This window comes from Agromyces sp. C10 (genome assembly GCF_023217995.1).
Taxonomy (GTDB): domain Bacteria; phylum Actinomycetota; class Actinomycetes; order Actinomycetales; family Microbacteriaceae; genus Agromyces; species Agromyces indicus.
The window spans coordinates 262,799-286,085 of sequence record NZ_JALPSX010000001.1 but is presented as its reverse complement, the minus strand read 5'-3'; the positions used below and the strand labels follow the sequence as shown (position 1 = coordinate 286,085).

The following is a 23,287-nucleotide window of genomic DNA, read 5'->3' as shown; positions in this document are numbered from 1 at the left end:
ATGCCGACGGTCGACGACGTCGCCCAGGCCGCAGGGGTCTCCCGGCAGACGGTGTCGAACGTGCTGAACAGCCCCGAGATCGTCCGCGAGGCGACGCGTCAGCGCGTGCTCGAGGCCATCTCGCGCCTCGGCTACCGGCCCCACGCCTCCGCCCGGCGGCTGCGCACGCGCAAGTCCGCCACCATCGGGGTCCGCATCGACCCGTGGCGCGACGGCATCTCCGGCGCCGTGCTCGATCGGTTCCTCCACAAGCTCACCGAGCACGCCGACGCCCGGGGACTGCGCGTCATGGTCTTCTCGGCCGCCGACCCCGACGACGAGCTCGCCCGCATCCGACGCCTCCGCGAGGGATCCGACGTCGACGCGTTCGTGCTCACCGCGACCACCCACGGCGACGAGCGCATCCGCGCCCTCACCGAGCAGGGCGTCCCGTTCGTCGCGTTCGGTCGCCCGTGGGACCCCGAGACCAGCGCCGTGCGGCACCGCTGGGTCGACGTCGACGGTCGCGCCGGCGTCGCCGGGGCCGTCCGGCACCTGCGCGAGCAGGGCGCGCGGCGCGTCGGATGGATCGGCTGGCCGCACGGCTCCGGCACGGGCGACGAGCGCCGCGCCGGCTGGGAGGCCGAGTGCGGCGTCGACGCCGACGCGCGGGCGGCGCTCGCCCGGCACGTCGAGGACGGCGTCACCGAGGGCTCCCGCGCCGCCGCCGAACTGCTCGCCCTGCCCGAGCCGCCCGACGCGATCGTCTGCGCGAGCGACTCCCTCGCCCTCGGCGCGATGATCGCCGCCCGCACCGCCGGGCGCCCCGCGCTTCCCGTCGTCGGCTTCGACGACACCCCCGTGGCCGCGGCCGTCGGGCTCTCGAGCATCGAGCAGCCCCTCGACGACGTCGTCGCCGCGGCACTCGACCTGCTGTTCGGGCCGGCGGGCGACGACGTGCGCCCCAATCCGAGCAGCGACGAGGAGCCGACCGATCGGCTCCTCGCGCCCCGACTCGTCGAGCGACGGCCTGGACACCTGGCGCTCGACGCGATCCCCGGCACCTGAGGCCGGCAATCACCAGAAGGGATACATCGTGAGGACATCACAATGGAGCGCCGTCGCCGTGGCGACGGGACTCGTCATCACCCTAGCCGCCTGCTCCCCGGGCGGGAACGACGGCGGCGAGACGAGCGGACAGGACCTCAGCATCCTGATCGGCTCGTCCGGCCAGGCCGAGACCGACGCGGTGACGCAGGCCGCCGAGGCGTGGGCCGAGGAGACCGGCAACACCGTCGAGGTCATCGCCGCGAACGACCTCGTGCAGCAGCTCGGCCAGGGCTTCTCGGGCAACAACCCGCCCGACCTGTTCTACATGCCGTGGGACCAGTTCCAGACCTACGCCGGCCAGGGCTTCCTCGAGCCGTACGCGGACGACCTGGCGAACGCGGACGAGTTCCTGCCCGCGCTGCGCGAGCAGTTCACGTACGACGACCAGTTCTACTGCGCGCCCAAGGACTTCTCGACGCTCGCGCTGCAGATCGACACCGCCGCATGGGAGGCCGCCGGCCTCACCGACGCCGACGTGCCCACCGACTGGGACGGCCTCGCGCAGGTCGCGGCGCAGCTGACGACGGATGACACGACCGGCCTCGTGCTCGGCCGCGAGTACGCCCGCATCGGCGTGTTCATGGGCCAGGCCGGCGGCGGCGTCGGCGACGCCGACGAGGTCACCGCCGACTCGCCCGAGAACGCCGAGGCGCTCGAGTACCTGCAGGGCCTCGTGGAGGCGGGCAACCTCGCCTACCCGCAGGACGTCGAGGCCGGCTGGGCCGGCGAGGCGTTCGGCCTGGGTCGCGGCGCCATGACCATCGAGGGTCCGTGGATCAACGGCGCGATGGCCAACGACTACCCCGACCGCGAGTTCATCAGCGTCGAGCTCCCGGAGGGCCCGGGCGGCCCGTCGACGTTCGCCTTCAGCAACTGCTGGGGCATCCCGGCCGAGTCCGACACGCGCGACGCGGCGATCGACCTGGTGGAGTACTTCACGAGCGACGAGCAGCAGCTCGCGTTCGCGGAGGCGTTCGGCGTCATCCCGTCGACCGAGTCCGGTTCGTCGGCCTACGCAGAGCAGTTCCCCGAGAACGCCGCGTTCGTCGCCGGAGTCGAGTACGCGCAGAGCCCGGTCGCCTTCGCCGGCGCGGCGACGGCCGTGACCGAGTTCAACGCCTCGCTCGAGACGCAGGGGCTCGCCGACCCGGCCGCCGTGCTCGGGCCGTTCCAGGAGAACCTGCAGGCCGCAGCCGACAAGGCGAACGGCTGATCATGACCGGCACCGCGTCCGGGTCTCGTCGCGGCGGTGGCATCCGCCGCGGCGAGGCCCGCGCGGGCTGGCTCTTCGTCACGCCCGCCGTCGCCATCGTGGGGGTGTTCCTCGCGATCCCGATCCTGCTGGCGCTCTGGGTGAGCTTCAGCGACTGGAACGGCTTCCGATCGCCGTTGAACCCGAACGTGAACTTCGTCGGGCTCGACAACTACGCGGCGATCACGACCGACACGGGTCTCGACCAGCGCAACTTCGGTCGGGCCGTGCGCAACAACCTCTGGTACGTCGTCTTCGTCGTGCCGCTGCAGACCATCGTCGCGCTGCTGCTCGCCGTGCAGGTCAACCGCGCGGTGCTGCGCGGGCGCGGCTTCTTCCGCACCGCCTTCTACTTCCCGTCGGTCACCTCGACCGTCGCGATCGTGGTCGTCTTCCAGTTCCTGTTCACCGCGTCGGGCGCGGTCAACGCCGTGCTCGGGTTCTTCGGCATCAACGGCCCGAACTGGTTCAACGACCCGAGCGGCGTCTTCCACAACATCCTCGCCGCCGTCGGCGTGACGAGCGCCCCCGCGGCGCTGGCCGAGTCCGGCCCGCTCGGGGTCACCTGGTGGGAGTGGCTCGCCGGCCCGTCGGTCGCGATGAGCTCGCTGATCATCCTGGCGATCTTCACGACCTCGGGCACCTTCATGCTGCTGTTCCTCGCCGGACTGCAGAACATCGGCGCGGAGGTCGACGAGGCCGCCCGCATGGACGGCGCCGGACCGGTCCGCACGTTCTTCTCGGTGACGCTGCCGATGCTGCGCCCGACGTTGTTCACCGTGCTGACGCTCGGCCTCATCGGCTCGTGGCAGGTCTTCGACCAGATCTACGTGCTCGGCGGATCGACGGCCGGAGGCACGATCGCCACCCCGGCCTTCCTCGCCTACCAGACCTCGTTCGACGACCTCAAGTGGGGTCAGGGCGCGGCGATCGCCTTCATCCTGTTCGTGTTCATCATCCTGCTCACGCTGTTCCAGCGCTGGGTGCTGCGTGAGCGCGACCCGAAGGGAATGGGCCGCAGCGGCCGTCGGGCAGGACGCGGCGGCGCGGCGGACCCCCGCCGGCACGAGCCCGACGCCGCCTCGGCGGCCGTGGGCGCCGACCCGGCCGACCGCGCGCTCCTCACGGGGGCCGACGCACGCGAGGACGGCGATGCCGGTCCGCGAGACGGGAGCCGATCATGACCGACCTCAGCACGCGATCCGTGGTCACGGGCGACGGCGGCCGCGACGCGGCATCCGCTCGCCCCACCCGCCGCCGGCGGATCTCGCCGAAGGCGCGCGCGGGGCTGTGGACGAGCTACCTGATCCTCATCGGCCTGGCGCTCATCTACATCTACCCGTTCATCCTCTCGATCGCGGCCTCGTTCAAGACCGACGCGGATGCCACGCAGAACCCGCTGTCGCTCGTGCCCGAGACGGTCACGTTCGCGGCGTACGAGCGCCTGTTCACCGGCGTGCCGTTCACCCTCTGGTTCGGCAACTCGGTGCTGGTCGCCGTGGTCGTCACCCTGGGGCGCGTCTTCTTCGACTCGCTCGCCGGCTACGCGCTCTCGCGCCTGAAGTTCCGGGGCCGCTCGATGGTCTTCGTGTTCTTCATCGGCGTGCTCGCGGTGCCGGGCGTGGTGCTGCTCATCCCGCGGTTCCTGATCCTGCAGCAGGTGGGCCTGTACGACACGTACGCGGGCATGATCATCCCGCTGCTGTCGACGGCGGCCGGGGTGTTCATCATGAAGCAGTTCTTCGACTCGATCCCCGTATCGATCGAGGAGGCGGCGCGCATCGACGGCGCGGGCCAGTTCCGCACGTTCTGGTCGGTGGTGCTGCCGATGGCCCGACCCGCGCTGGTCACGCTCATCATCCTGAGCTTCCAGGGATCGTGGAACGAGCTCGGGCACTTCATCGTGTCGCGGCAGAGCCCCGAACTGAACACCCTCACGACCGGTGTCGCATCGCTCGTGTCGGGGCAGCTCGGTTCGGGCAATCAGTTCCCGCTGCAGCTCGCGGCGGCCGTGCTCATGACCATCCCGGTCGCGGTGCTGTTCTTCATCTTCCAGCGCCGCATCATGAACACGACGGCAGGTGCCGAGAAGGGCTGATCGACCCGGTGCAGGGGCGGGGCGGATGCCGCGTGGCGAGTGCGCCGCGGCATCCGCCCCTCGTTCGCGTCGCCCCGGCCGCACGGTCGTGGCCCCGGGTCAGTGCACGTACTCGAGCAGGTCGGCGCCGACCTGCCGCATGCCGTCGAGCACCGCCAGCCGCGTGGCCAGCTGCGTGTCGGCGTAGTACATCGAGACCGCGTAGGCGACGCTCGCCCGCGGCCCGCGGAGGACGCCGACCTCACTGCGTACGCCGCCGTCGGTGCCGGTCTTGTTCATGAGCAGCAGCCCGTGGTCGGGCATGCGGTGCGCGAGCGGGTCGAGGCCGAACGCCGAGGCGACCATCGACAGGTCGGCGTTCAGCGAGAGCCACCCCACGACCCGCTGCGACACCTCGGGGCTCACGATCTCGCCGCGCGCGAGGGCGGCGAAGAGCCACGTGAGCTCCTTGGCCGAGCCGATCGAGAGCTGCGGCGCGTCGTCGGGACCGCGGTGGTCGCGCACCAGGTCGAGCAGCGCGGTCCGGGTCAGGCCGAGCGCCTCGGTGCGGGCGCGGACCGACTCGAGGCCGATGTGGCGGATGAGCACGTTCGTCGCGAGGTTGTCGCTCGTCGCGCCGACGAGCGCGGCGAGGTCTGCCATGGGCAGCGACGGCGTCTGCAGGTGCTGCCAGATGCCCGAGTCGCCGACCGCGTCGCGCGGGTCGCGGTCGAGCACGGTGAACGCCTCATGACCCGTCGTGGCCAGACGCGTGGCGACCTCGACGAGGAGCAGCACCTTGCCGATCGACGCCGTGGGCATGACGACGTGGTCGTCGACCGAGAACAGCACGCGGCCCGTGGCGAGGTCGGTCGCGCGCGCCGACACCTGCACGCCCGCGAGCGCCAGCTCGCCGAGCGCGTCGAAGCCGCGCGTGAAGTCCTCGGCGTGCTCGTCGGTGCGGTGACGACCGCGTCGGAAGCTCGCGTGCCGAGCACGGCGTTCGGAACCCTGCGACGAGGTCACCACGGTGGCTGGACGACTTCCTGTGCGGGCCGGGCGCTCCCCCACCGCGGCATCGCGGTGCGCTCGACGGGATCGGACGGGGGTGGATGGAGGGGTTACCAGATGCGGACGCGCTCGGCCGGGTCGAGCCAGAGCGCGTCATCGGGTGCGACCTCGAAGCCAGTGTAGAACTCGTCGATGTTCCGCACGATCTGATTGCACCGGAACTCGTTCGGCGAGTGGGGATCGATGGCGAGGAGGCGGATGACCTCCTCGTCGCGGCCCTTCATCTGCCACGCCTGCGCCCACGAGAGGAAGAAGCGCTGCGCCCCGGTCATGCCGTCGATCACGGGCGGCTCGGCGCCGCCGAGCGAGAGCTCGTAGGCCTTCCAGGCGATCGCCAGCCCGCCGAGGTCGCCGATGTTCTCGCCGATGGTGAGCGCGCCGCTCACGTGGTGCGGGGTGCCGCCCTCGCCCTCGACGGACCCGCCGTCGAGCTGGGCGGGGACGAGCACGTCGTACTGGTCGATGAGCGCCTTCGTGCGCTCCTCGAAGGCGGCCCGGTCGGCCTCGGTCCACCAGTCGATGAGGCGCCCGTCGCCGTCGAAGCGCGACCCCTGGTCGTCGAAGCCGTGGCCGATCTCGTGTCCGATCACGGCGCCGATCGCGCCGTAGTTCGCCGCGGCATCCCGCTCGGCGTCGAAGAACGGGAACTGCAGGATCGCCGCGGGGAACACGATCTCGTTGAAGCCGGGGTTGTAGTAGGCGTTGATCGTCTGCGGCGTCATGAACCACTCGTCGCGGTCGATCGGGTTGCCGATCTTGCCGAGCTGGCGCTGGAACTCGAACTCGGCCGTCGCCCGCACGTTCGCGACGAGGTCGGCGGCGTCGACCTCGAGGGTGGAGTAGTCGCGCCACTTCACCGGGTAGCCGATCTTCGGCGTGAACTTCTCGAGCTTGTCGAGCGCCTTCGCGCGGGTCTCCTCGCCCATCCAGTCGAGGCCGGTGATCGACTGCCGGTAGGCCTCGACGAGGTTCGCGACGAGCTCGTCCATCGCCTCCTTGGCGGCGGGCGGGAAGTGCCGCTCGACGTAGATGCGGCCGACGGCCTCGCCCATGGCGCCCTCGACGAACGAGACGGCGCGCTTCCACCGCTCGCGCAGCTGCGGCGTGCCCGTGAGCGTGCGGCCGTAGAAGTCGAAGTTCGCGTCGACGAAGTCCTTGGAGAGGTACGCGGCGCTCGAGCGGATGACCTGCCAGGCGAGCCAGTCCCGCCACGCGGGCAGGCGGTCGTCGGTGAGCAGCCGCCCGACGCCCTCGACGAAGCTCGGCTGGCGCACGACGAGCTCGTCGAACGCGCGCGCGGGCACGCCCATCGCGTCGCGCCAGCGGTCGAGGTCGACGGATGCCGCGGCCGCGACGTCCGACCACGGCATCAGGTTGTACGTCTTCTGCGAGTCGCGGGACTCCACGTTGGTCCAGTGGGTGGCCGCGATCTCGGTCTCGAGGTCGAAGACGCGCTTGGCACGCGCGGCGACGTCGTCGAGCTTCGCGAGGTCGAACATGCGCTCGAGGTGCGCGCGGTACTTGTCACGGATGTCGGCGAAGCGCTCCTCGCGGAAGTAGCTCTCGTCGGGCAGGCCGATGCCGCCCTGCTCGACGAACACGAGGTACCGCTCCGGGTCGCCCGGGTCGTTGTCGACGAACAGCTGCGCGAACCCCGAGATGCCCTGGCGCTCGAGCCGGCCGACCGTCTCGAGCAGCTCGTCGATCGTGCCCGGCAGCGACGCCTCGACCAGCTGCGCGGCGATGGGGGTGGCCCCCAGCAGCTCGACGTGCTCCTCGTTCATGAACGACGCGTACAGGTCGCCGACCTTGCGCGCCTCGGTGCCCGGCTCGGCCCGCTGGGCCTCCTCGATGATCTCGCGGACGGCCCGCTCGGCCTCCTCGTACAGCACGATGAAGCTGCCGTAGCGCGCCTTGTCGGCGGGGATCTCGGTCCGCTCGATCCACTTGCCGTTGACGTGGCGGAACAGGTCGTCCTGCGGGCGGACCCGCGGGTCGAGCTCGTCGAGGATGATGCCGGAGGGCTTCGTCGCGTCGGTCATGCCTCCCACCCTAAGCGGGCACCCCTGACGATCGCTGCGACGGATGCCGCGGCATCCGCCCGACCCGATCAGCGCAGTTGGGCGAAGCCCTCGGCCTTGCGCGTGGGGCCGACGATGAGGATGGTGTCGCCCTCGGTCAGCACGGTGTCCATGTCGGCGTTGTGCCACTCGCCCCCGGGCTTCTTGAAGGCGGCGACCGTGACCCCGAACTCCTTCCGGAGGCCGGACTGGCCCAGCGGGACCCCGTGGAGGCGCGCGGGCGGCGCCGACTTCACGATCGCGTACCCCGGCTCGATCTCGATGTAGTCGAGGGCCGCACCGCGGACGAGGTGCGCGACGCGCTTGCCCATCTCGGCCTCGGGACGGATGACGTGGTGCACGCCGAGCTGCTCGAGGATCAGCGCGTGCTGCTCGGTCACCGCCTTCGCCCAGATCACCGGGGTCTTCATGCCGAGCAGCACCGAGCACGTGAGGATCGAGGCCGTGATGTCGGAGCCGATCGCGACGACCACGCGATCGAACTCGTCGACCGCCAGCTGCTTGAGCGCCTCGGCCTTCGTCGAGTCGGCGCGGACCACCTGGGTGAGCTCGCCGTTCAGCGCCTGGACGATCTCCTCGTCGGCGTCGATGCCGAGCACCTCGGTGCCGGCGCGCATGAGCTCGAGCGCGAGCGAGCTGCCGAAGCGGCCGAGCCCGATGACGGCGACCGAATCGGCCTCCGCGATGCGGCGGGACGTGTCGGCGGCACCGCCGCCGAAGATCGAGAACCTAGCCAATAGCGGGCCTTTCCTTGGGGAGTTCGTAGAGGATGCGACGCTCGCGGAGCGCGATCGCCGAACCGAGCGTGAGCGGGCCGATGCGGCCGAGGAACATGAGCAGCACGAGCACGATCTCGGCTGCGGGCGGCAGGTCGTAGGTGATGCCGGTGGACAGGCCGACCGTCGCGAAGGCCGACACCGCCTCGAAGACCACCCGGTCGAACGCGAGGCCGGTGAGGTGCATGAGCACGACGGTGGCGAGCATGACCGCGCCGACGGCGACGAGCACGACCGTGATCGCCTGGCGGTGCACCGCCCGCGAGAGGCGCTTGCCGAAGATGTTCACGGCGCCCTCGCCGCGGAACTCGGTGAGCAGGATGAAGAACAGCACGGCGAACGTCGTCACCTTGATGCCGCCCGCCGTGCCCGCGGGACCGCCGCCGATGAACATGAGCACGTCCATCGCGACCCAGCTCTCGTCGTGCATGAGCCCGATGTCGACGCTGTTGAAGCCGGCCGTGCGCGTCTGCACCGACGCGTAGAACCCCGCGAGGAGCTTCGCGGCCGGGTCGAGCGGGCCGAACGTGTCGGGGTTCGACCATTCGACGATCGTCAGGTACGCCCAGCCGCCGAGGAGCAGCACGGCCGTTCCCCAGAGGACCAGCTTCGTGTTCATCGTCCAGTGCAGCGGACGCGTGAACTCCTTGCGGAGCTGCATGATCACGGGGAACCCGAGCCCGCCGAGGATGATCGCCGCGCTCATCGGCAGGCAGATGAACGGATCGGCGACGAAGTCCATCATGTTGTTCGAGTACAGGGCGAAGCCCGCGTTGTTGAACGACGACACCGAATGGAACAGCGCGTGCCAGGCCGCCTCGCCCGGGTCGTAGTCGTAGCCGAACAGGAACCGCGGGAACAGGAACGCCCACGTGATCGCCTCGATCGTGAACGAGATGAGCACGATGCCGCGCACCAGCCCGCGCACGTCGTCGAAGCCCACCGCCTTGGCCTCCGTGGCCGTGTTCAGCCGAGCCCGGACCGACAGCCTGCGCGCCAGCACGAGGCCGATGAGCGACGCGAAGATCATGATGCCGAGCCCGCCCAGCTGGATCAGCAGCAGGATCACGGCATGCCCGAGCGGACTCCAGTGCACGGCCGTGTCGACGACGACGAGCCCCGTCACGCACACCGCGCTCGTCGCGGTGAACAGCGCGTCGACGAAGGTCGTGCCGCCCGGTTCGACGGACATCGGCGGCAGCCACAGCAGGAGGGTGCCGGCCAAGACGGCGGAGGCGAATCCCGCCACCACGGCCTGCGCCGGATGGAGTCGGAAGCCCCGCCGGAAGCGAAGGCGCCGCGAGGTGCGGACCGCCGGATCGCGGAAGGTCACCGCGGAATCATACGCCCGCCGACTCCCGCGTCAAGTCGGCCGCGCGGCATCCGTCGCCCCCCTCGCGCCGGCCGACCGCCGGTGGGATGATCGAGCCACCATGAACACGCTGCTGAACGTCATCTGGTTCGTGCTCGCCGGCATCTGGCTCTGGATCGGCTACATGCTGGCGGGGGTGCTCATGTGCATCCTCATCGTCACCATCCCGTGGGGCCTCGCGTCGTTCCGCATCGGCAACTACGCGGTGTGGCCGTTCGGCCGCGAGGTCGTCTCCAACCCGCGCTCGGGCACCTGGTCGTTCCTCGGCAACGTGGTGTGGGTCATCCTCGCCGGCTGGTGGCTCGCGCTCGAGCACCTCATCACGGGCATCATCATGTGCCTCACCATCATCGGCATCCCGCTCGGGATCGCGAACTTCAAGCTCATCGCCGTGTCGCTCGCCCCGCTCGGCAAGGAGATCGTCGAGTCCGAGTGAGGTCGGCGCGCCGCGGGCGCGTCGGCGGCGCCGCGTAGGCTCGATCCGCAATGAGCTCCCCCTCCGCCCCCGCCCCGGAGGTCGCGCGCGGCGTCGTCGACCGCGACATCCTCCGCCTCGCCGTGCCCGCGCTCGGCGCGCTCGTCGCCGAGCCGCTGTTCCTGCTCGCCGACACGGCCATGGTCGGCCACTTGGGCGCGACGCCGCTCGCGGGGCTCGGGCTCGCGAGCGCCATCCTGCAGACCATCGTCGGGCTCATGGTGTTCCTCGCCTACGCGACGACGCCCTCGGTCGCGCGCCGGCTCGGTGCGGGTGACGAACGCGGGGCCGTGGCATCCGGCATCGACGGGCTGTGGCTCGCCCTGGGGCTCGGTGCGCTGCTCGCCCTGGGCGGGTGGGCCGCGTCGCCGTGGCTCGCCGGGGCCTTCGGCGCCTCCGCCGCGGTCACCGCCGACGCGGTCACCTACCTCTCGATCTCGATGATCGGCCTGCCCGCCATGCTCGTCGTCTTCGCGGCGACGGGCCTGCTGCGCGGCCTCCAGGACACCCGCACGCCCCTCTGGGTCGCCGGGCTCGGGTTCGGCGCGAACATCGCCCTCAACGCGCTCTTCATCTACGGCCTCGGGCTCGGCGTCGCGGGTTCCGCGATCGGCACCGTCATCGCCCAGTGGGGCATGGTCGCGGTGTACCTCGTGGTCGTCGCCCGGCACGCGCGCCGCGTCGGCGCGAACCCGTGGCCGCATCACGCCGGCGTGCTCCGCGGCGCCGCATCGGGCGGCTGGCTGTTCCTGCGCACCGTCAGCCTGCGTGCGGCGCTGCTCGTCGCGACGTGGTCGGCGACCGCGCTCGGCTCCGACGAGCTCGCCGCGTTCCAGGTCACGATGACCCTGTACGCGACGCTCGCCTTCGCCCTCGACGCCCTCGCGATCGCGGCGCAGGCGCTCGTGGGCAAGGGGCTGGGCGCCGGCGACGTCGCCCAGGTGCGCGCGGTGCTCCGCCGATGCCTCGCCTGGGGCGTCGGCGCCGGACTCGTGCTCGGGGCGCTCCTCGTGGCCGGCGCATGGGCGCTGCCCGTGCTCTTCACCTCATCCGCCGAGGTGCGCGACCTGCTTCCGCTTTCGCTCGTCGTGCTCGGGGTGTCGACGCCCCTCGCGGGCGTCGTGTTCGTGCTCGACGGCGTCCTCATCGGGGCGGGCGACGCCCGCTACCTCGCCTGGACCGGCCTCGTGAACCTCGCCGCCTACGCGCCGATCGCGTTCGCCGTGGTCTGGTGGGCGACGGGCGGGGCGGATGCCGCGGGCTCGGCCGCGGACGGGCCGGTCGCGGCATCCGTCGCCCTCGCCTTCGTCACCGGCGCGTTCGTCATCGCGTACCTCCTGGCCCGCGCGGTCACGCTCTCGCTGCGGGCACGCGGCCGGGCCTGGATGGTGACCGGCGCGCCCGCCTGACGTTCCTTGCGGAGTGACCAACGACCCTCCGCTTCGTCGCCCGTCGCGAGTACGCTCGGCGGGTCGCCTCCGCACGACCCGGGGGCGGGGAGGGGTCGACATGCACCGCGCATCGCTGCGCCGAGTCGCCGTGACGGCGGTCGGCGCGACCGTGCTCGCCACGCTCACCGCGTGCGCGCCGTTCGTGACCGCGGGGCAGACCCGCACCGAGGATCGCGAGATCGACGACGCGTCCTCCGTCGTGCTGCGCACGGGCGGCGAGGTCGACATCCGCCTGGGCGACGAACCCGCGCTCACCGTCACCGGGGGCGAGAACGTGCTCGACCGGCTCGTGACCGAGGTCGACGGCGGACGGCTCGTCATCGGCATCCGCCGCGGCCCACTCATCGTCGGCGAGCGCGACCTGCGGATCGAGGTCACGGTCACCTCGCTCGAATCGGTCGTGATCGACGGATCGGGCGACGTGACGGCGGAGTTCGGCGACGCCGAGGAGGTGGCTGTGGACATCCGCGGCTCCGGCGAGATCGAGGCCGACGACCTCGACGCGCAGTCGGTGCGCGCGTCGATCAGCGGGTCCGGCAACCTCGAGCTCTCGGGGCGCACCGACTCGCTCGTCGTCGAGGTGAGCGGTTCCGGCGACGTCGACGCGGGCGACCTCGAGGCGTCGTCGGCGCAGGTCGTGCTGTCGGGTTCGGGCAACATCGGCGTGAACGCGTCCGACGAGCTCGACGTCACCCTCTCGGGCAGCGGCGACGTGCGGTACTCGGGCCGGCCGCAGGTGCGCAGCAGCGTCTCGGGCTCCGGCGAGGTCGCACCCGAGTAGCCCCGGCCGCGGATGGCGCGTGCCGCCCTCGGGCGAGTGCGCGGAACCGCGACGAGTGCGTGACGCACGCGCCGCGCGCTTGTCGCGCAACCGCGCCCTCGGGAGCGCGGAGTTCGCCGCGCGGGGCGCCGCTCAGCGACGCGGCGGTGCGGTCGTGTCGCCGACGTGGAGGGTGCTCGTGAAGGCGGTGCCCGCGGCATCCTCGCCCGAGAGCATCTGCACGATCGCCTCGCCCGCGGCCCGACCCTTCGCGACCGACGGCTGCACGAGCGTGGTGAGGTCGTGCTGCAGGCCGTCGACGCGGATGCCGTCGAACCCGATCACGCTGAGGTCGCCGGGCACCGCGAGCCCGAGCTCTTCAGCGGCCTGGATGACGCCGGCGGCGAGCAGGTCGGACTGGGCGATGATCGCGGTGGGCCGGGTCGCGGCATCCGCCAGCAGGGCACGTGCGGCCTCGAGTCCCTCCTCGATCGAGCTGGCCGCGGCCACCTGGGCGCGGATGCCGGGGTACACGTCGCGCGCGCCGCGCAGGCGCTCGACCGAGGTGTCGACCGTCGCGGCGGCCTCGATCTCGGGGGTGAGCGGACCGCGCACCCGACCCGGCTCGAACGGCAGGGTCACGGTCGCGACGTCGGTGTGCCCGAGCTCGCGGAGGTGCTCGGCGCCGAGGCGCGTCGCCTCGCGGTTGTCGATGGTGATCTCGGGCACCCCGCCGCCCGGCGCGCCCTCGATGGCGACGATCGGGATGCCGCGGCGCTGGAGACGCTCGGTCTGCCGGTGGAACTTCGGGCTGCACCCGATGAGCACGACGGCGTCGAGCGGCGCCGTGTCGAGGCTGACCGGCGCGTCGGGGTCGCCGGAGTCGGTGAGCAGCAGCAGCCCCGCGCCGAGCGGCGCGATGCCCTCGGTGAGGCCGTCGAGCGTCTGGATCTTCACGGGGTCGAGGAAGGCCGCGCGCACGCGCTCCTCGAGCACGACGCCGACGATGCCCGACCGGCCGCGGCGCAGCGAGCGCGCCCGGGGGTCGGGGCCGGCGTAGCCGAGCTCGGATGCTGCGGCGAGGACGCGCTCCTTCGTGGCATCCGACACCGGGCCCGAGCCGCTGAACGCGAGCGACGCGGTCGACGCGGAGACCCCGGCGCGCGCGGCGACGTCGGCGAGCGTCACGCGCGGAATGGCGCCGGTGGTCGTGGCGGACTCGGGGGTCATGACGTCGATTCTACGGTCGAATCGATTCGAGCCGGGCATGCGGCCGCCGCCGGATGACGCGAACGGCGCTTCGGGCGTCGCCGAAGCGCCGTTCGCGTCATCTCGCGGGGCGGAGTCCGGTCAGGCGGGGGGGCGGAGTCCGGTCAGGCGGGGACGGCGTCGCGGGCCTCGATGAAGGCGGCGACGCAGCGGCGGATCTCGTCCTCGGTGTGCGCGGCGGAGAGCTGCACGCGGATGCGCGCGCGACCCTTCGGCACCACCGGGTACGAGAACGCCGTCACGTAGACGCCGCGCTCGTTGAGGGCCCCCGCGATGCGGGCGGTGAGCGCCGCGTCGCCGAACATGACGGGCACGATCGGGTGCTCGCCGGGCAGCAGCTCGAAGCCGGCATCCGTCATCAGCTCACGGAACAGCGCCGCGTTCGCGACGAGCCGCTGCCGCAGCTCGCCCGACTCGGCGACGAGCCGGAGCGCCTCGAGCGTGCCGGCCACGATCATCGGCGCGAGCGTGTTCGAGAACAGGTACGGCCGAGCGCGCTGGCGCAGCAGGTCGACGATCTCCTGGCGGGCGGCGACGTAGCCGCCGGATGCGCCGCCGAGCGCCTTGCCGAAGGTGCCGGTCGTGATGTCGACGCGTCCCTCGACGCCGCACAGCTCGGGCGTGCCCCGCCCGTTCGAACCCACGAAGCCGACGGCGTGCGAGTCGTCGACGAACACGAGCGCCCCGTACTCGTCGGCCAGGTCGCAGATCTCGCGGAGCGGCGCGATGTAGCCGTCCATCGAGAAGACCCCGTCGGTGACGATCACCTTGCGACGCGCGCCCGAGGCGGCCTGCAGCTGCGCCTCGAGGTCGGCCAGGTCGCGGTTGCGGTACCGGAACCGCTGCGCCTTCGACAGCCTGATGCCATCGATGATCGACGCGTGGTTGAGCTCGTCGGAGATGATCGCGTCCTCCGGCCCGAAGAGCACCTCGAACACGCCGCCGTTCGCGTCGAAGCACGACGAGAACAGGATGGTGTCGTCGTACCCGAGGAACTCCGACACCCGCCGCTCGAGCTCCAGGTGCAGTTCCTGCGTGCCGCAGATGAACCGCACGCTCGCCATGCCGTAGCCCCACTCGTCGAGCCCGCGGTGCGCGGCCGCGACGATGCGCGGGTCGTTCGCGAGGCCGAGGTAGTTGTTCGCGCAGAAGTTGAGCTCCGGCCGGCCGGCGACCTCGATCTCGGCCGACTGCGGGCCGTGGATGCCGCGCTCGCGCTTGGTGAGGCCCGCGGCCTCGATCTCGTCGAGCTCGGCGCGCAACTGCGCCTGCACCGATCCGTACATGCTCAGACCTCCGTCCAGTCGAGGATGACCTTGCCCGCCCCGCCCGAGGCGGCCGCGTCGAACGCGGCACGCCAGTCGCGTGCCGGGTAGCGGTCGCTGATGATGGATGCCACGCGCTCGCGCAGCTCGCCGCTGGTCTGCAGCATCGCGCTCATGGAGTTCCACGTCTCGAACATCTCGCGACCGTAGATGCCCTTGAGCGTCAGCATGTGCGTGACCACCTTGCCCCAGTCGACCGCGAACGGCTCGCTCGGCAGGCCCAGCAGAGCGATCCGTCCGCCGTGGTTCATGTTGTCGATCATCTCGGGCAGCGCCTTCGCCGAGCCCGACATCTCGAAGCCGACGTCGAAGCCCTCGCGCATGCCGAGGCGCGGCTGCAGGTCGCGGATGCGCTCGCGCGAGACGTCGACCGTGGCATCCGCGCCCATCTGCATGGCCAGCTCGAGGCGGGCCGGGCTGACGTCGGAGGCGACGATGAAGCGGGCGCCGACATGACGGGCCACGGCGATCGACATGAGCCCGATGGGGCCGCAGCCGGTGACGAGCACGTCCTCGCCGACGACCGAGAACGCCAGCGCGGTGTGCACCGCGTTGCCGAACGGGTCGAAGATCGCGCCGACCTCGGGCGCGACCTCGGCGTGGTGCACCCAGACGTTCTCGCCCGGGATGACGACGTACTCGGCGAACGCGCCGTCGCGGTGCAGGCCCACGCCCTTGGTGCGGATGCACATCTGGCGGCGACCCGCGCGGCAGTTGCGGCACATGCCGCAGACGATGTGCCCCTCGCCCGACACGCGGTCGCCGACGGCGACGTCGTGCACCAGTTCGCCGACCTCGACGACCTCGCCGTAGAACTCGTGCCCCGGGATCAGCGGCGTGCGGATCTCGGACGCGGCCCAGTCGTCCCACTGCTCGATGTGCAGGTCGGTGCCGCAGATGCCCGTGCGCAGCACCCGGATCTTCACGTCGGCGGGGCCCGGTTCGGGCTCCGGCCGGTCGACGAACTCGAATCCCGCTCCGGGCGCGGACTTGTACAGGGCCTTCATCGGCGGTGCCTTCTGCGTACGGGCGCCCGCGGGGTGGGCCGGCGCCGGCTTCGTGCGCCGAGGGTCACGGCGCAGCGTCGAGGTGACCCGCCCATCGTAGTCGCGGCGGCGAGCGGATGACGCGGGGCGGGGCCTGCACCGCGCTCCCCCGGACGCTCCCCCGGCGGGTGATGCCGATCGCGCCGACACAGCACGCGAACGGATGGCGCGCGCTGCGGCGGTTGCGACATCCGCTCACCGTCGATATCGTGTTCGAATCGATTCGAGTCGAATCGATTCGACCCCGCAAATCCCACGACGAGGCAGTAATGTCGCACCAGCCGGAAACCGGATCCACCATGGCCGAGAACCTCGACCCGCACCCCTCCGTCGCCGCCGACGCCGCCCGCGCCGACGGCACGCCGACGAGCACCCGGCCCCGCCGCGAACTCGTCGCCTGGCGCAACGCGATCTTCGCGATCTTCTTCCTCTCGGGCCTCAGCCTCGCGAGCTGGGTCGCGCGCCTGCCCGCCGTTCGCGACCAGGTCGAGCTCAGCACGCAGGGCGTCGGGCTCATCATCCTCGCGGGCTCGATCGGCTCGATCGTGGGTCTCATCGCCGCGCCCGCCATCATGGCGCGCTTCGGCGCCCGCCTCGGGATGTCGGCCATGCTCGTCACCGTCGCGATCGGACTCGTGCTCGTCGGCATCGGCGGGTCCATCGCGCCCAGCGTGCCGCTCGTCGCCGTCGGCCTCGTCCTCTTCGGCTTCGGCAACGGCTCGGTCGACGTGATGATGAACGTCGAGGGCGCCGAGGCCGAGCGCGAACTCGGCAAGACGGTCATGCCGCTCATGCACGCGTTCTTCAGCTTCGGCACGGTCGCGGGCGCCGGACTCGCGGCCGCGGCATCCGCCCTGGGCCTGATCGTGGCCGTGCACCTCGGCGTCATCGCGGCCGTCATCGCGGTCGCCGTGGTCGTGGCGGTGCGCTTCGTGCCGCTGCGCGCCGAGCTCGGCGACGACACCCACGCCGACACGCCTCGCGACCCGTGGACCGTGCGCCTGAAGCGGAGCCTCTCGGTGTGGACCGACGTGCGCCTGCTCCTCATCGGCGTCGTCATGCTCGGCATGTCGTTCGCCGAGGGCAGCGCCAACGACTGGCTCGCCCTCGCGGTCGTCGACGGGCACGGCTTCGACGAGACGACCGCGGCCGCCATGTTCACCGTCTTCACCATCGCGATCACGGCGGCGCGCGTGCTCGGCGGGCCGTTCATCGACCGGTTCGGGCGCGTGGCGATGCTGCAGTCGATGGCCGCGATCGGCGTCGTCGGGCTCGCGCTGTTCATCTTCGGGTCCGAGCCGTGGGTGCTGATCGTCGGCACGCTCCTGTGGGGCATCGGCTGCTCGCTCGCGTTCCCGGTCGGCATGTCGGCCGCCGCCGACGTGCCCGACCGAGCGGATGCCGCGGCGCGCGTCTCGGCGGTCGCGATGATCGGCTACTGCGCGTTCCTCGTCGGCCCGCCGCTCATCGGCTTCCTCGGCGAGCAGTTCGGCATCCTCAACGGGCTCCTGCTGCTGCTCGGACTCATGGTCGTCGCGGGGCTCGCCGCGCCGGCCGCGCGCGAGCGGTCGCGGCAGCGCCGCGCCGGCTGACGCAAGGGGGTGCGCGCGCGGCATCCGCTCGGCAGGATGCACCCATGAGCCAACGCGACGACACCGCCCCCGACGCCCCCCTGCCCGAGCACACCCGCCCCGAGGGCACGACGGATGCCACGATCGAGGCCCTCGGCAAGTACTCCGAGGCGCTCGAGGTCATCGAGGACGCGCGCGGTTCGCTGTACCGGTTCCACCGGCTCACGGGGAAGGCCGACCTGGCGATCGGCGAGGCGGTCGAGCTGTTCCGGAAGGCGGGGCACGACGGGATCGCCGACCGGATCGAGCGCGAGATCATCGGCCGCAACGTGCTCGAGGGGCGCTGGACCTTCCAGGTCATGGAGGAGTACGACGACGGGTACTACGCCGCCGTGAAGGCCTCGGAACGAGCCGCGCGCGAGGAGCTCGTCGGCGGCCGGCGGCACATCTTCGAGGCGGAGATGAAGGAGCGCGAGCGCACGCGCGGCCTGCGCCACCACGAGGCTCGACCCGGCCCGGCCGAGTGATGCCGCCGGCGACGACGGATGCCGCTGCAGCCGCATCACCGGGCGCGAACGGCCGCACCCGTCACGTCGTGACGCGACGGTACGCGAGCCCGACCACGCCGCGGTCGTAGGTGCGCGTCTCGGCGAGCGCCAGGTCGAGCCGCGCCTCGGGGAAGGCCGGCGTGCCACCGCCGACGAGCACCGGGAACACGTGGAGCAGCACCTCGTCGACGATCCCGGCGCGGAACGCCGCACCGGCCAGGTCGGGGCCGCCGATCGCGGCGTCGCGGCCGAGCGACGGGACGAGGCGCCGCACCCCGTCGACGTCGAAGTGCCGTTCGACGCGGGTGCGCGGGGCGTCGACGTGGTGGAGCGTCCGCGAGTAGACGACCTTGTCGGCCGACCGCCAGATCCGTGCGAAGCCCACCACCACCTCGGGCAGCCCGTCGAGGTCGATCGCGTCCCAGGCGCGCATGACCTCGTACGTGCGCCGCCCCAGCAGGAAGACGCCGACACCGTGCATCCGCGCGTTCACGGCCGCGTGCACGTCGTCGCCCGGCAGCGCCCAGTCGAATCCGCCGTCGCGGTCGGCGATGCACCCGTCGAGCGAGGCCAGTGCGGAGTAGATCAATCGGCCCATCGGTCCCCCTCCGACCACGTCCCACCTCCAACGTAGACTCGCAGGGTGCGTCTCGTCATCGCCCGTTGCTCCGTCGACTATGCCGGCCGGCTCTCGGCGCACCTCCCGCTCGCGACGCGCCTGCTCATGGTGAAGGGCGACGGCAGCCTCCTGGTCCACTCCGACGGCGGCAGCTACAAGCCCCTCAACTGGATGAGCCCGCCGTGCACGCTCGAGACCGCGGTGCCCGACGACGACCAGCGTGCGGCGGGCGTCGCCGAGGTGTGGACCGTCACCCACCGCAAGACGGCCGATCGCCTGATCGTGTCGATCCACGAGGTGCTGCACGACTCGAGCCACGAGCTCGGGGTCGACCCCGGGCTGCAGAAGGACGGGGTGGAGTCGCACCTCCAGCAGCTCCTCGCCGAGCAGATCGAGGTGCTGGGCGACGGCTACCGGCTGGTGCGGCGCGAGTACATGACCGCGATCGGCCCGGTCGACATCCTGGCGACGGATGCCGCGGGCCGCTCGGTCGCGGTCGAGCTGAAGCGCCGCGGCGACATCGACGGCGTCGAGCAGCTCACGCGCTACCTCGACCTGATGAACCGCGATCCGCGCCTGGCGCCGGTCACGGGGGTGTTCGCCGCGCAGGAGATCAAGCCGCAGGCGCGCACGCTGGCGGAGGACCGCGGCATCCGCTGCGTGGTGCTCGACTACGACGCGATGCGCGGCGTCGACAGCGGTCACGCCCGCCTGTTCTGACCCAGCCCGGACGTTTCCTGAGTGTTCCTCGAACAACAGGTCGTAGGATGACTCGGTGACCTCCCCCCTTTCCACGACCCCGACCACGGCCGCACCCCCGCGCGTCTGGTCCGCCGTGCTGTTCGACCTGGACGGCACGATCGTCGACTCCGCGAGCGAGATCATGGACTCCCTCGCCCACATGTTCACCGAGATGGGCGTCCCCGTTCCGGATGCCGACACGCTGCGCTCGTACGTCGGCCCGCCGCTGCTCGACAGCCTCCAGATGACGGCCGGCTTCACCGACGTCGAGGCGTGGGAGGCGCTCAACGTCTACCGCGACCACTACGACCAGCACCTGCTCCGCTCCCCCGTCTTCCCCGGCGTCGAGGGCGTGCTCCAGCGCGTGCACGCGGCCGGCATCCCGATCGCGCTCGCCACGAGCAAGCCGGAGTCGATGGCCCGCGAGGTGCTCGAGCACAACGGGCTGACGAAGTACTTCACCGACATCGCCGGTGCCAGCGAGGATGAGACGCGCAGCACAAAGGCCGACGTCGTCGCCGAGGCGCTGCGGCGCCTGCAGGCCCGCGGCATCGACACGACGGATGCCGTCATGGTGGGCGATCGCGGGTACGACATCCTCGGCGCGGCCGCCCACGACGTGCCGACCATCCTCGTCGAGTGGGGCTACGGCTCCCCCGCGGAGGCCGGCGACGCCCTCGCGGTCGTGCACTCCGCCGACCAGCTCCGGAGCCTCCTCGTCGGCTGACGCCGACGGCGCAGGACCTGCGTCATCCGCCATCGTCGCTCGCACGACCGGCGCGCCGACGAGGCATTCCATGAGGATGTCTCGATAGCAACGATTCCGGTCGCTTCCCCGGCAGGGACTTCCCACCGCCCCCGTTCGGGGGGCAGGATTCCCCCTACGTCCGCCCACCGGCGGACGACGATCGTGTCCCCGGCCACCGCTGCGGGCACTCGGAGGGAGAACCATGGCTGGAACCAGCTCGCGCGCGCGGAAGCGCGCCGCGGCAGCCCTGCCGGCGCTCGCCCTCGTCGCATCCGGACTCGCGGCCACGGGCGCGGGCGGGATGGCGACGGCGGCACCGCAGGGGGCCGAGACGTCGATCGACGCCTCGGAGTACTACATCAACTACGTCGAGCCGCGCGCCGAAGAGGCGTTCGGCAGCGACCTGAAGGTCGTCGAGGGCGAGGCGGCGCAGAAGCGGGCCATCGAGCTCGCCGAGGAGGTCGACCAGAAGTTCGCCTCGGGCAACCCGATCGCCGCGCAGGGCCTCGCGAAGCTCGAAGCCGAGGCGATGAAGACCGGCAAGAGCCCCAAGCAGCTCAAGAAGGACAAGTACGAGAAGCGCTACAAGAAGGCGCCCTCGACGCAGGAGGCGAAGCTCCTGACGATCCTCGTCGAGTTCAACGACCAGGCGAACGACGACTTCACGGGCGTGTACGTGCCGACCGCGTTCGGCGCGACCGACTGCAAGCCGGGCGACGTGCAGAACGGCCCGCTCCACAACAACATCCCGAACCCCGCCGACGCGTCGATGCTCGACAACAACTCGATGTGGGTGCCCGACTTCTCGTCGGAGCACTTCGACGCGATGCTCTTCAGCGACGAAGGCATCACCGAGCGCGTGCGCACCGACCTCACGGGCCCCGACGGCAAGCCCGGGTTCGACATCTCGGGCTACTCGATGAAGGCGATGTACGAGGAGATGTCGCGCGGCGCCTACACGGTGACCGGCAAGACCACCGAGTGGATCACCGTCCCGCACTCCGAGGCGTACTACGGCGCCAGCCGCTGCACGCAGGACGAGAACGGCACCTGGGTCGCCGGCGCCATCCAGGACATGAAGGGCCACCCGGACAACCCGATGGGTCCGCAGCAGCTCGCGATCGACGCCGTCAAGGCGCTCTCGGAGCAGCAGCCGGACTTCCCCTTCGCCGACTACGACATCGAGGACCAGGGCGACCGCGACGGCGACGGGAACTACTCCGAGCCCGACGGCGTGATCGACCACGTCGTGCTCGTGCACGCCGGTGAGGACAAGTCCGGCGGTGGCGGCGCGGAGGGCACGTACGCCCTCTGGGCGCACTCGTCGGCCGTTCCCGGCGGCGCGGAGATCCCGGGCACGGGCCTGAAGATCTCGAACTACATCGTGCAGCCCGAGGACTCCGGCGTCGGCGTCTTCGCGCACGAGTACGGCCACGACCTCGGCCTGCCCGACCTGTACGACACCACCGGCGGCGGCAACTCCGACGTCGACTTCTGGGACCTCATGTCGTCGGGTTCGCACGCCGGCCCGATCTTCCAGTCGATGCCCACGCACATGGGCCTCTGGGACAAGTGGGTGCTGGGCTGGGCCGACCCGCTCGAGCTGAACCCGGGCGATGAGCGCCAGACCGTCAAGGTCGGGCAGAACTCGCGTCCGCTCAAGGGCACCCAGGACGGCGTCAAGGTCAACCTGCCCGACAAGGTCATCACGCTGACCGAGCCGCACAGCGGCGAGAACGCGTGGTACACCGGGGCCGACCAGGACTGGGCCGACATCACCCTGACGCGCAGCGTCGAGGTGCCCGCGGACGCGAAGTTCTGGATGTGGAACGACTACGTCATCGAGGCGGACTGGGACTTCGGCTTCGTCGAGGTCTCGACCGACGGCGGCTCCTCGTGGACCGAGCTGAAGGTCTACAACCAGGACGGCTCCGAGGCGACCACCTCCGACACGTACGCCGACCCGAACGGCAACATGGCCACGTTCGGCGGCAAGAAGTACGGCCTGACGGGTGACTCGCACGGCTGGGTGCACCAGTACGTCGACCTCGGCGCGTACGCCGGCCAGACCGTCGACGTCCGTCTCCGCCAGGTGACGGATGCCGCCTACCTCGACCGCGGCTGGTTCGCGGACGACTTCTCGGTCACGAGCGGCTCCGAGACCGTGTGGACGGACGACGTCGAGTCGGGTGCGAACGGCTGGACCGCGGCGGTGTCGTCATGGGCCGGAACGACCGGTCCCGGCTGGCGGATCGACTCGGGCACGTCGGTGAAGGCGCACTACTACCTCGTGGAGTGGCGCAACTTCGACGGGTTCGACGAGGGCCTGAAGTACGCCTACGACACGATCTACAGCACCGACGCGTGGAAGGTCGACAAGATCGCCTACAACGCACCGGGCGCGCTGGTCTGGTACCGCGACACCACGTTCGGCGACGCGAACCACGTGGCGAACAACCTCACGGCCCTGCCGAGCGCGGGCGCCAAGGGCGGCCTGCTGATCGTCGACAGCCACTTCGACCCGCTGCGCCGCACCGGCGAGGCGGCGGCGAAGGACCCGTCGACGCTGAAGAACCTGCCCTCGCGGGCGCAGTCCTCGAACGCGGCCTTCGGCCTCCAGGACACGTACCCGTTCACGGAGTGCATCACGGACGCGGCGTTCACCGAGTACTGCACGGAGATCCCGGCGCTGCCGGCGGTGCGCACGTTCACCGACGACCAGGGCTGGACGCCCGGCATCGAGTACCGCAACGGCAGCCTGTTCTGGCGTCACTCCGACGCCTCGGTCGTCGTCCCCTCGGTCGACAACCAGCCGTACTCGACGCGGGTCGTCGACGCGGACGGCAAGCCCGTGACCGACCTCTACGGCACCGACCTCGGTTGGACCGTGCTCGGTTCGGGCAACCCGAAGGACGCGGGCGTCGGCTACGGCACGGTGATCACCGTGAAGAAGGCGATGAACGGCAACCGTTCGGCGCAGATCGAGATCACCCCGCCGCGCGCGGACTGATCGCGG

Annotated in this window: 20 protein-coding genes; 12 read left to right on the top strand and 8 right to left on the bottom strand. The window is 71.4% G+C overall.

Features of this window, described 5'->3' with window-relative positions; translation table 11 throughout:
- From M1L56_RS01420 to M1L56_RS01405, 4 genes are read left to right on the top strand one after another with little or no spacing between them, the layout of a single operon-like run.
- The gene (locus M1L56_RS01420; protein WP_067947728.1) at positions 1-1,047 is read left to right on the top strand and encodes a LacI family DNA-binding transcriptional regulator; all 1,047 of its coding nucleotides are present in this window, start codon (positions 1-3) and stop codon (positions 1,045-1,047) included.
- 28 nt (positions 1,048-1,075) lie between these two features.
- Positions 1,076-2,302 (top strand): extracellular solute-binding protein, encoded by a 1,227-nt coding sequence (locus M1L56_RS01415; RefSeq protein WP_082847081.1) that lies wholly within the window; start codon positions 1,076-1,078, stop codon positions 2,300-2,302.
- A 2-nt stretch (positions 2,303-2,304) separates the two neighbouring features.
- Positions 2,305-3,525: a carbohydrate ABC transporter permease gene (locus M1L56_RS01410; RefSeq protein ID WP_248597850.1), complete on the top strand. Its 1,221-nt coding sequence runs from the start codon at positions 2,305-2,307 to the stop codon at positions 3,523-3,525.
- Entirely contained in the window at positions 3,522-4,439 is a 918-nt protein-coding gene (locus M1L56_RS01405) for a carbohydrate ABC transporter permease (protein ID WP_067947724.1), read from the top strand. Before M1L56_RS01410 ends, M1L56_RS01405 begins: the two co-directional genes overlap by 4 nt.
- Positions 4,440-4,538: 99 nt before the next feature.
- On the opposite strand, the gene M1L56_RS01400 is transcribed toward M1L56_RS01405, so the two are convergent.
- From M1L56_RS01400 to M1L56_RS01385, 4 genes are all read right to left on the bottom strand, one after another.
- A complete protein-coding gene (locus tag M1L56_RS01400; RefSeq protein ID WP_067947722.1) occupies positions 4,539-5,447 on the bottom strand; it encodes a serine hydrolase in 909 nt (302 codons plus the stop codon).
- A 92-nt stretch (positions 5,448-5,539) separates the two neighbouring features.
- Entirely contained in the window at positions 5,540-7,531 is a 1,992-nt protein-coding gene (locus M1L56_RS01395) for a M13 family metallopeptidase (protein WP_248597849.1), read from the bottom strand.
- Between the two features lie 68 nt (positions 7,532-7,599).
- The gene (locus M1L56_RS01390; protein WP_248597848.1) at positions 7,600-8,307 is read right to left on the bottom strand and encodes a TrkA family potassium uptake protein; all 708 of its coding nucleotides are present in this window, start codon (positions 8,305-8,307) and stop codon (positions 7,600-7,602) included.
- Complete coding sequence (locus M1L56_RS01385) at positions 8,300-9,679, bottom strand: potassium transporter TrkG (RefSeq protein WP_248597847.1); 1,380 nt, start codon at positions 9,677-9,679, stop codon at positions 8,300-8,302. The genes M1L56_RS01390 and M1L56_RS01385 overlap by 8 nt, the downstream gene beginning before the upstream one ends.
- Positions 9,680-9,779: 100 nt before the next feature.
- On the opposite strand from M1L56_RS01385, the gene M1L56_RS01380 reads away from it, so the two are divergent.
- The 3 genes from M1L56_RS01380 to M1L56_RS01370 all read left to right on the top strand — a co-directional run bounded on the left by M1L56_RS01380 (position 9,780) and on the right by M1L56_RS01370 (position 12,425).
- Positions 9,780-10,154 (top strand): YccF domain-containing protein, encoded by a 375-nt coding sequence (locus tag M1L56_RS01380; RefSeq protein WP_248597846.1) that lies wholly within the window; start codon positions 9,780-9,782, stop codon positions 10,152-10,154.
- Between the two features lie 50 nt (positions 10,155-10,204).
- Entirely contained in the window at positions 10,205-11,602 is a 1,398-nt protein-coding gene (locus M1L56_RS01375; RefSeq protein WP_248597845.1) for an MATE family efflux transporter, read from the top strand.
- 100 nt (positions 11,603-11,702) lie between these two features.
- A complete protein-coding gene (locus M1L56_RS01370; RefSeq protein ID WP_248597844.1) occupies positions 11,703-12,425 on the top strand; it encodes a head GIN domain-containing protein in 723 nt (240 codons plus the stop codon).
- Between the two features lie 132 nt (positions 12,426-12,557).
- Here M1L56_RS01370 and M1L56_RS01365 read toward each other — a convergent pair whose 3' ends face one another.
- From M1L56_RS01365 to tdh, 3 genes are all read right to left on the bottom strand, one after another.
- Entirely contained in the window at positions 12,558-13,634 is a 1,077-nt protein-coding gene (locus M1L56_RS01365; protein ID WP_067947707.1) for a LacI family DNA-binding transcriptional regulator, read from the bottom strand.
- Positions 13,635-13,777: 143 nt separating this feature from the next.
- Positions 13,778-14,959 carry a glycine C-acetyltransferase gene (locus tag M1L56_RS01360; protein ID WP_067947705.1) on the bottom strand — a complete coding sequence of 394 codons (1,182 nt, stop codon included), beginning with the start codon at positions 14,957-14,959 and terminating at the stop codon, positions 13,778-13,780.
- Positions 14,960-14,961: 2 nt separating this feature from the next.
- A complete protein-coding gene (gene tdh / locus M1L56_RS01355; RefSeq protein ID WP_248597843.1) occupies positions 14,962-16,005 on the bottom strand; it encodes an L-threonine 3-dehydrogenase in 1,044 nt (347 codons plus the stop codon).
- Positions 16,006-16,313: 308 nt separating this feature from the next.
- Between tdh and M1L56_RS01350 the strand changes: the two genes are divergently transcribed.
- Together M1L56_RS01350 and M1L56_RS01345 are read left to right on the top strand one after the other, a co-directional pair.
- On the top strand, positions 16,314-17,636 hold the full coding sequence (locus M1L56_RS01350) for an MFS transporter (protein ID WP_248597842.1): 1,323 nt from the start codon (positions 16,314-16,316) through the stop codon (positions 17,634-17,636).
- Positions 17,637-17,680: 44 nt separating this feature from the next.
- Entirely contained in the window at positions 17,681-18,142 is a 462-nt protein-coding gene (locus tag M1L56_RS01345) for a hypothetical protein (RefSeq protein WP_067947699.1), read from the top strand.
- 61 nt (positions 18,143-18,203) lie between these two features.
- Here M1L56_RS01345 and M1L56_RS01340 read toward each other — a convergent pair whose 3' ends face one another.
- Positions 18,204-18,761 (bottom strand): dihydrofolate reductase family protein, encoded by a 558-nt coding sequence (locus M1L56_RS01340; RefSeq protein ID WP_248597841.1) that lies wholly within the window; start codon positions 18,759-18,761, stop codon positions 18,204-18,206.
- Positions 18,762-18,806: 45 nt separating this feature from the next.
- Here M1L56_RS01340 and nucS point away from each other — a divergent pair, with 45 nt between their 5' ends.
- The 3 genes from nucS to M1L56_RS01325 all read left to right on the top strand — a co-directional run bounded on the left by nucS (position 18,807) and on the right by M1L56_RS01325 (position 23,281).
- Positions 18,807-19,502, top strand: a complete 696-nt coding sequence (gene nucS / locus M1L56_RS01335; protein ID WP_067947695.1) for an endonuclease NucS — start codon at positions 18,807-18,809, stop codon at positions 19,500-19,502.
- Between the two features lie 55 nt (positions 19,503-19,557).
- Positions 19,558-20,250 carry an HAD hydrolase-like protein gene (locus tag M1L56_RS01330; RefSeq protein ID WP_248597840.1) on the top strand — a complete coding sequence of 231 codons (693 nt, stop codon included), beginning with the start codon at positions 19,558-19,560 and terminating at the stop codon, positions 20,248-20,250.
- 223 nt (positions 20,251-20,473) lie between these two features.
- Positions 20,474-23,281 carry an immune inhibitor A domain-containing protein gene (locus M1L56_RS01325; RefSeq protein WP_248597839.1) on the top strand — a complete coding sequence of 936 codons (2,808 nt, stop codon included), beginning with the start codon at positions 20,474-20,476 and terminating at the stop codon, positions 23,279-23,281.
- The last annotated feature ends 6 nt before the right edge of the window (positions 23,282-23,287 follow it).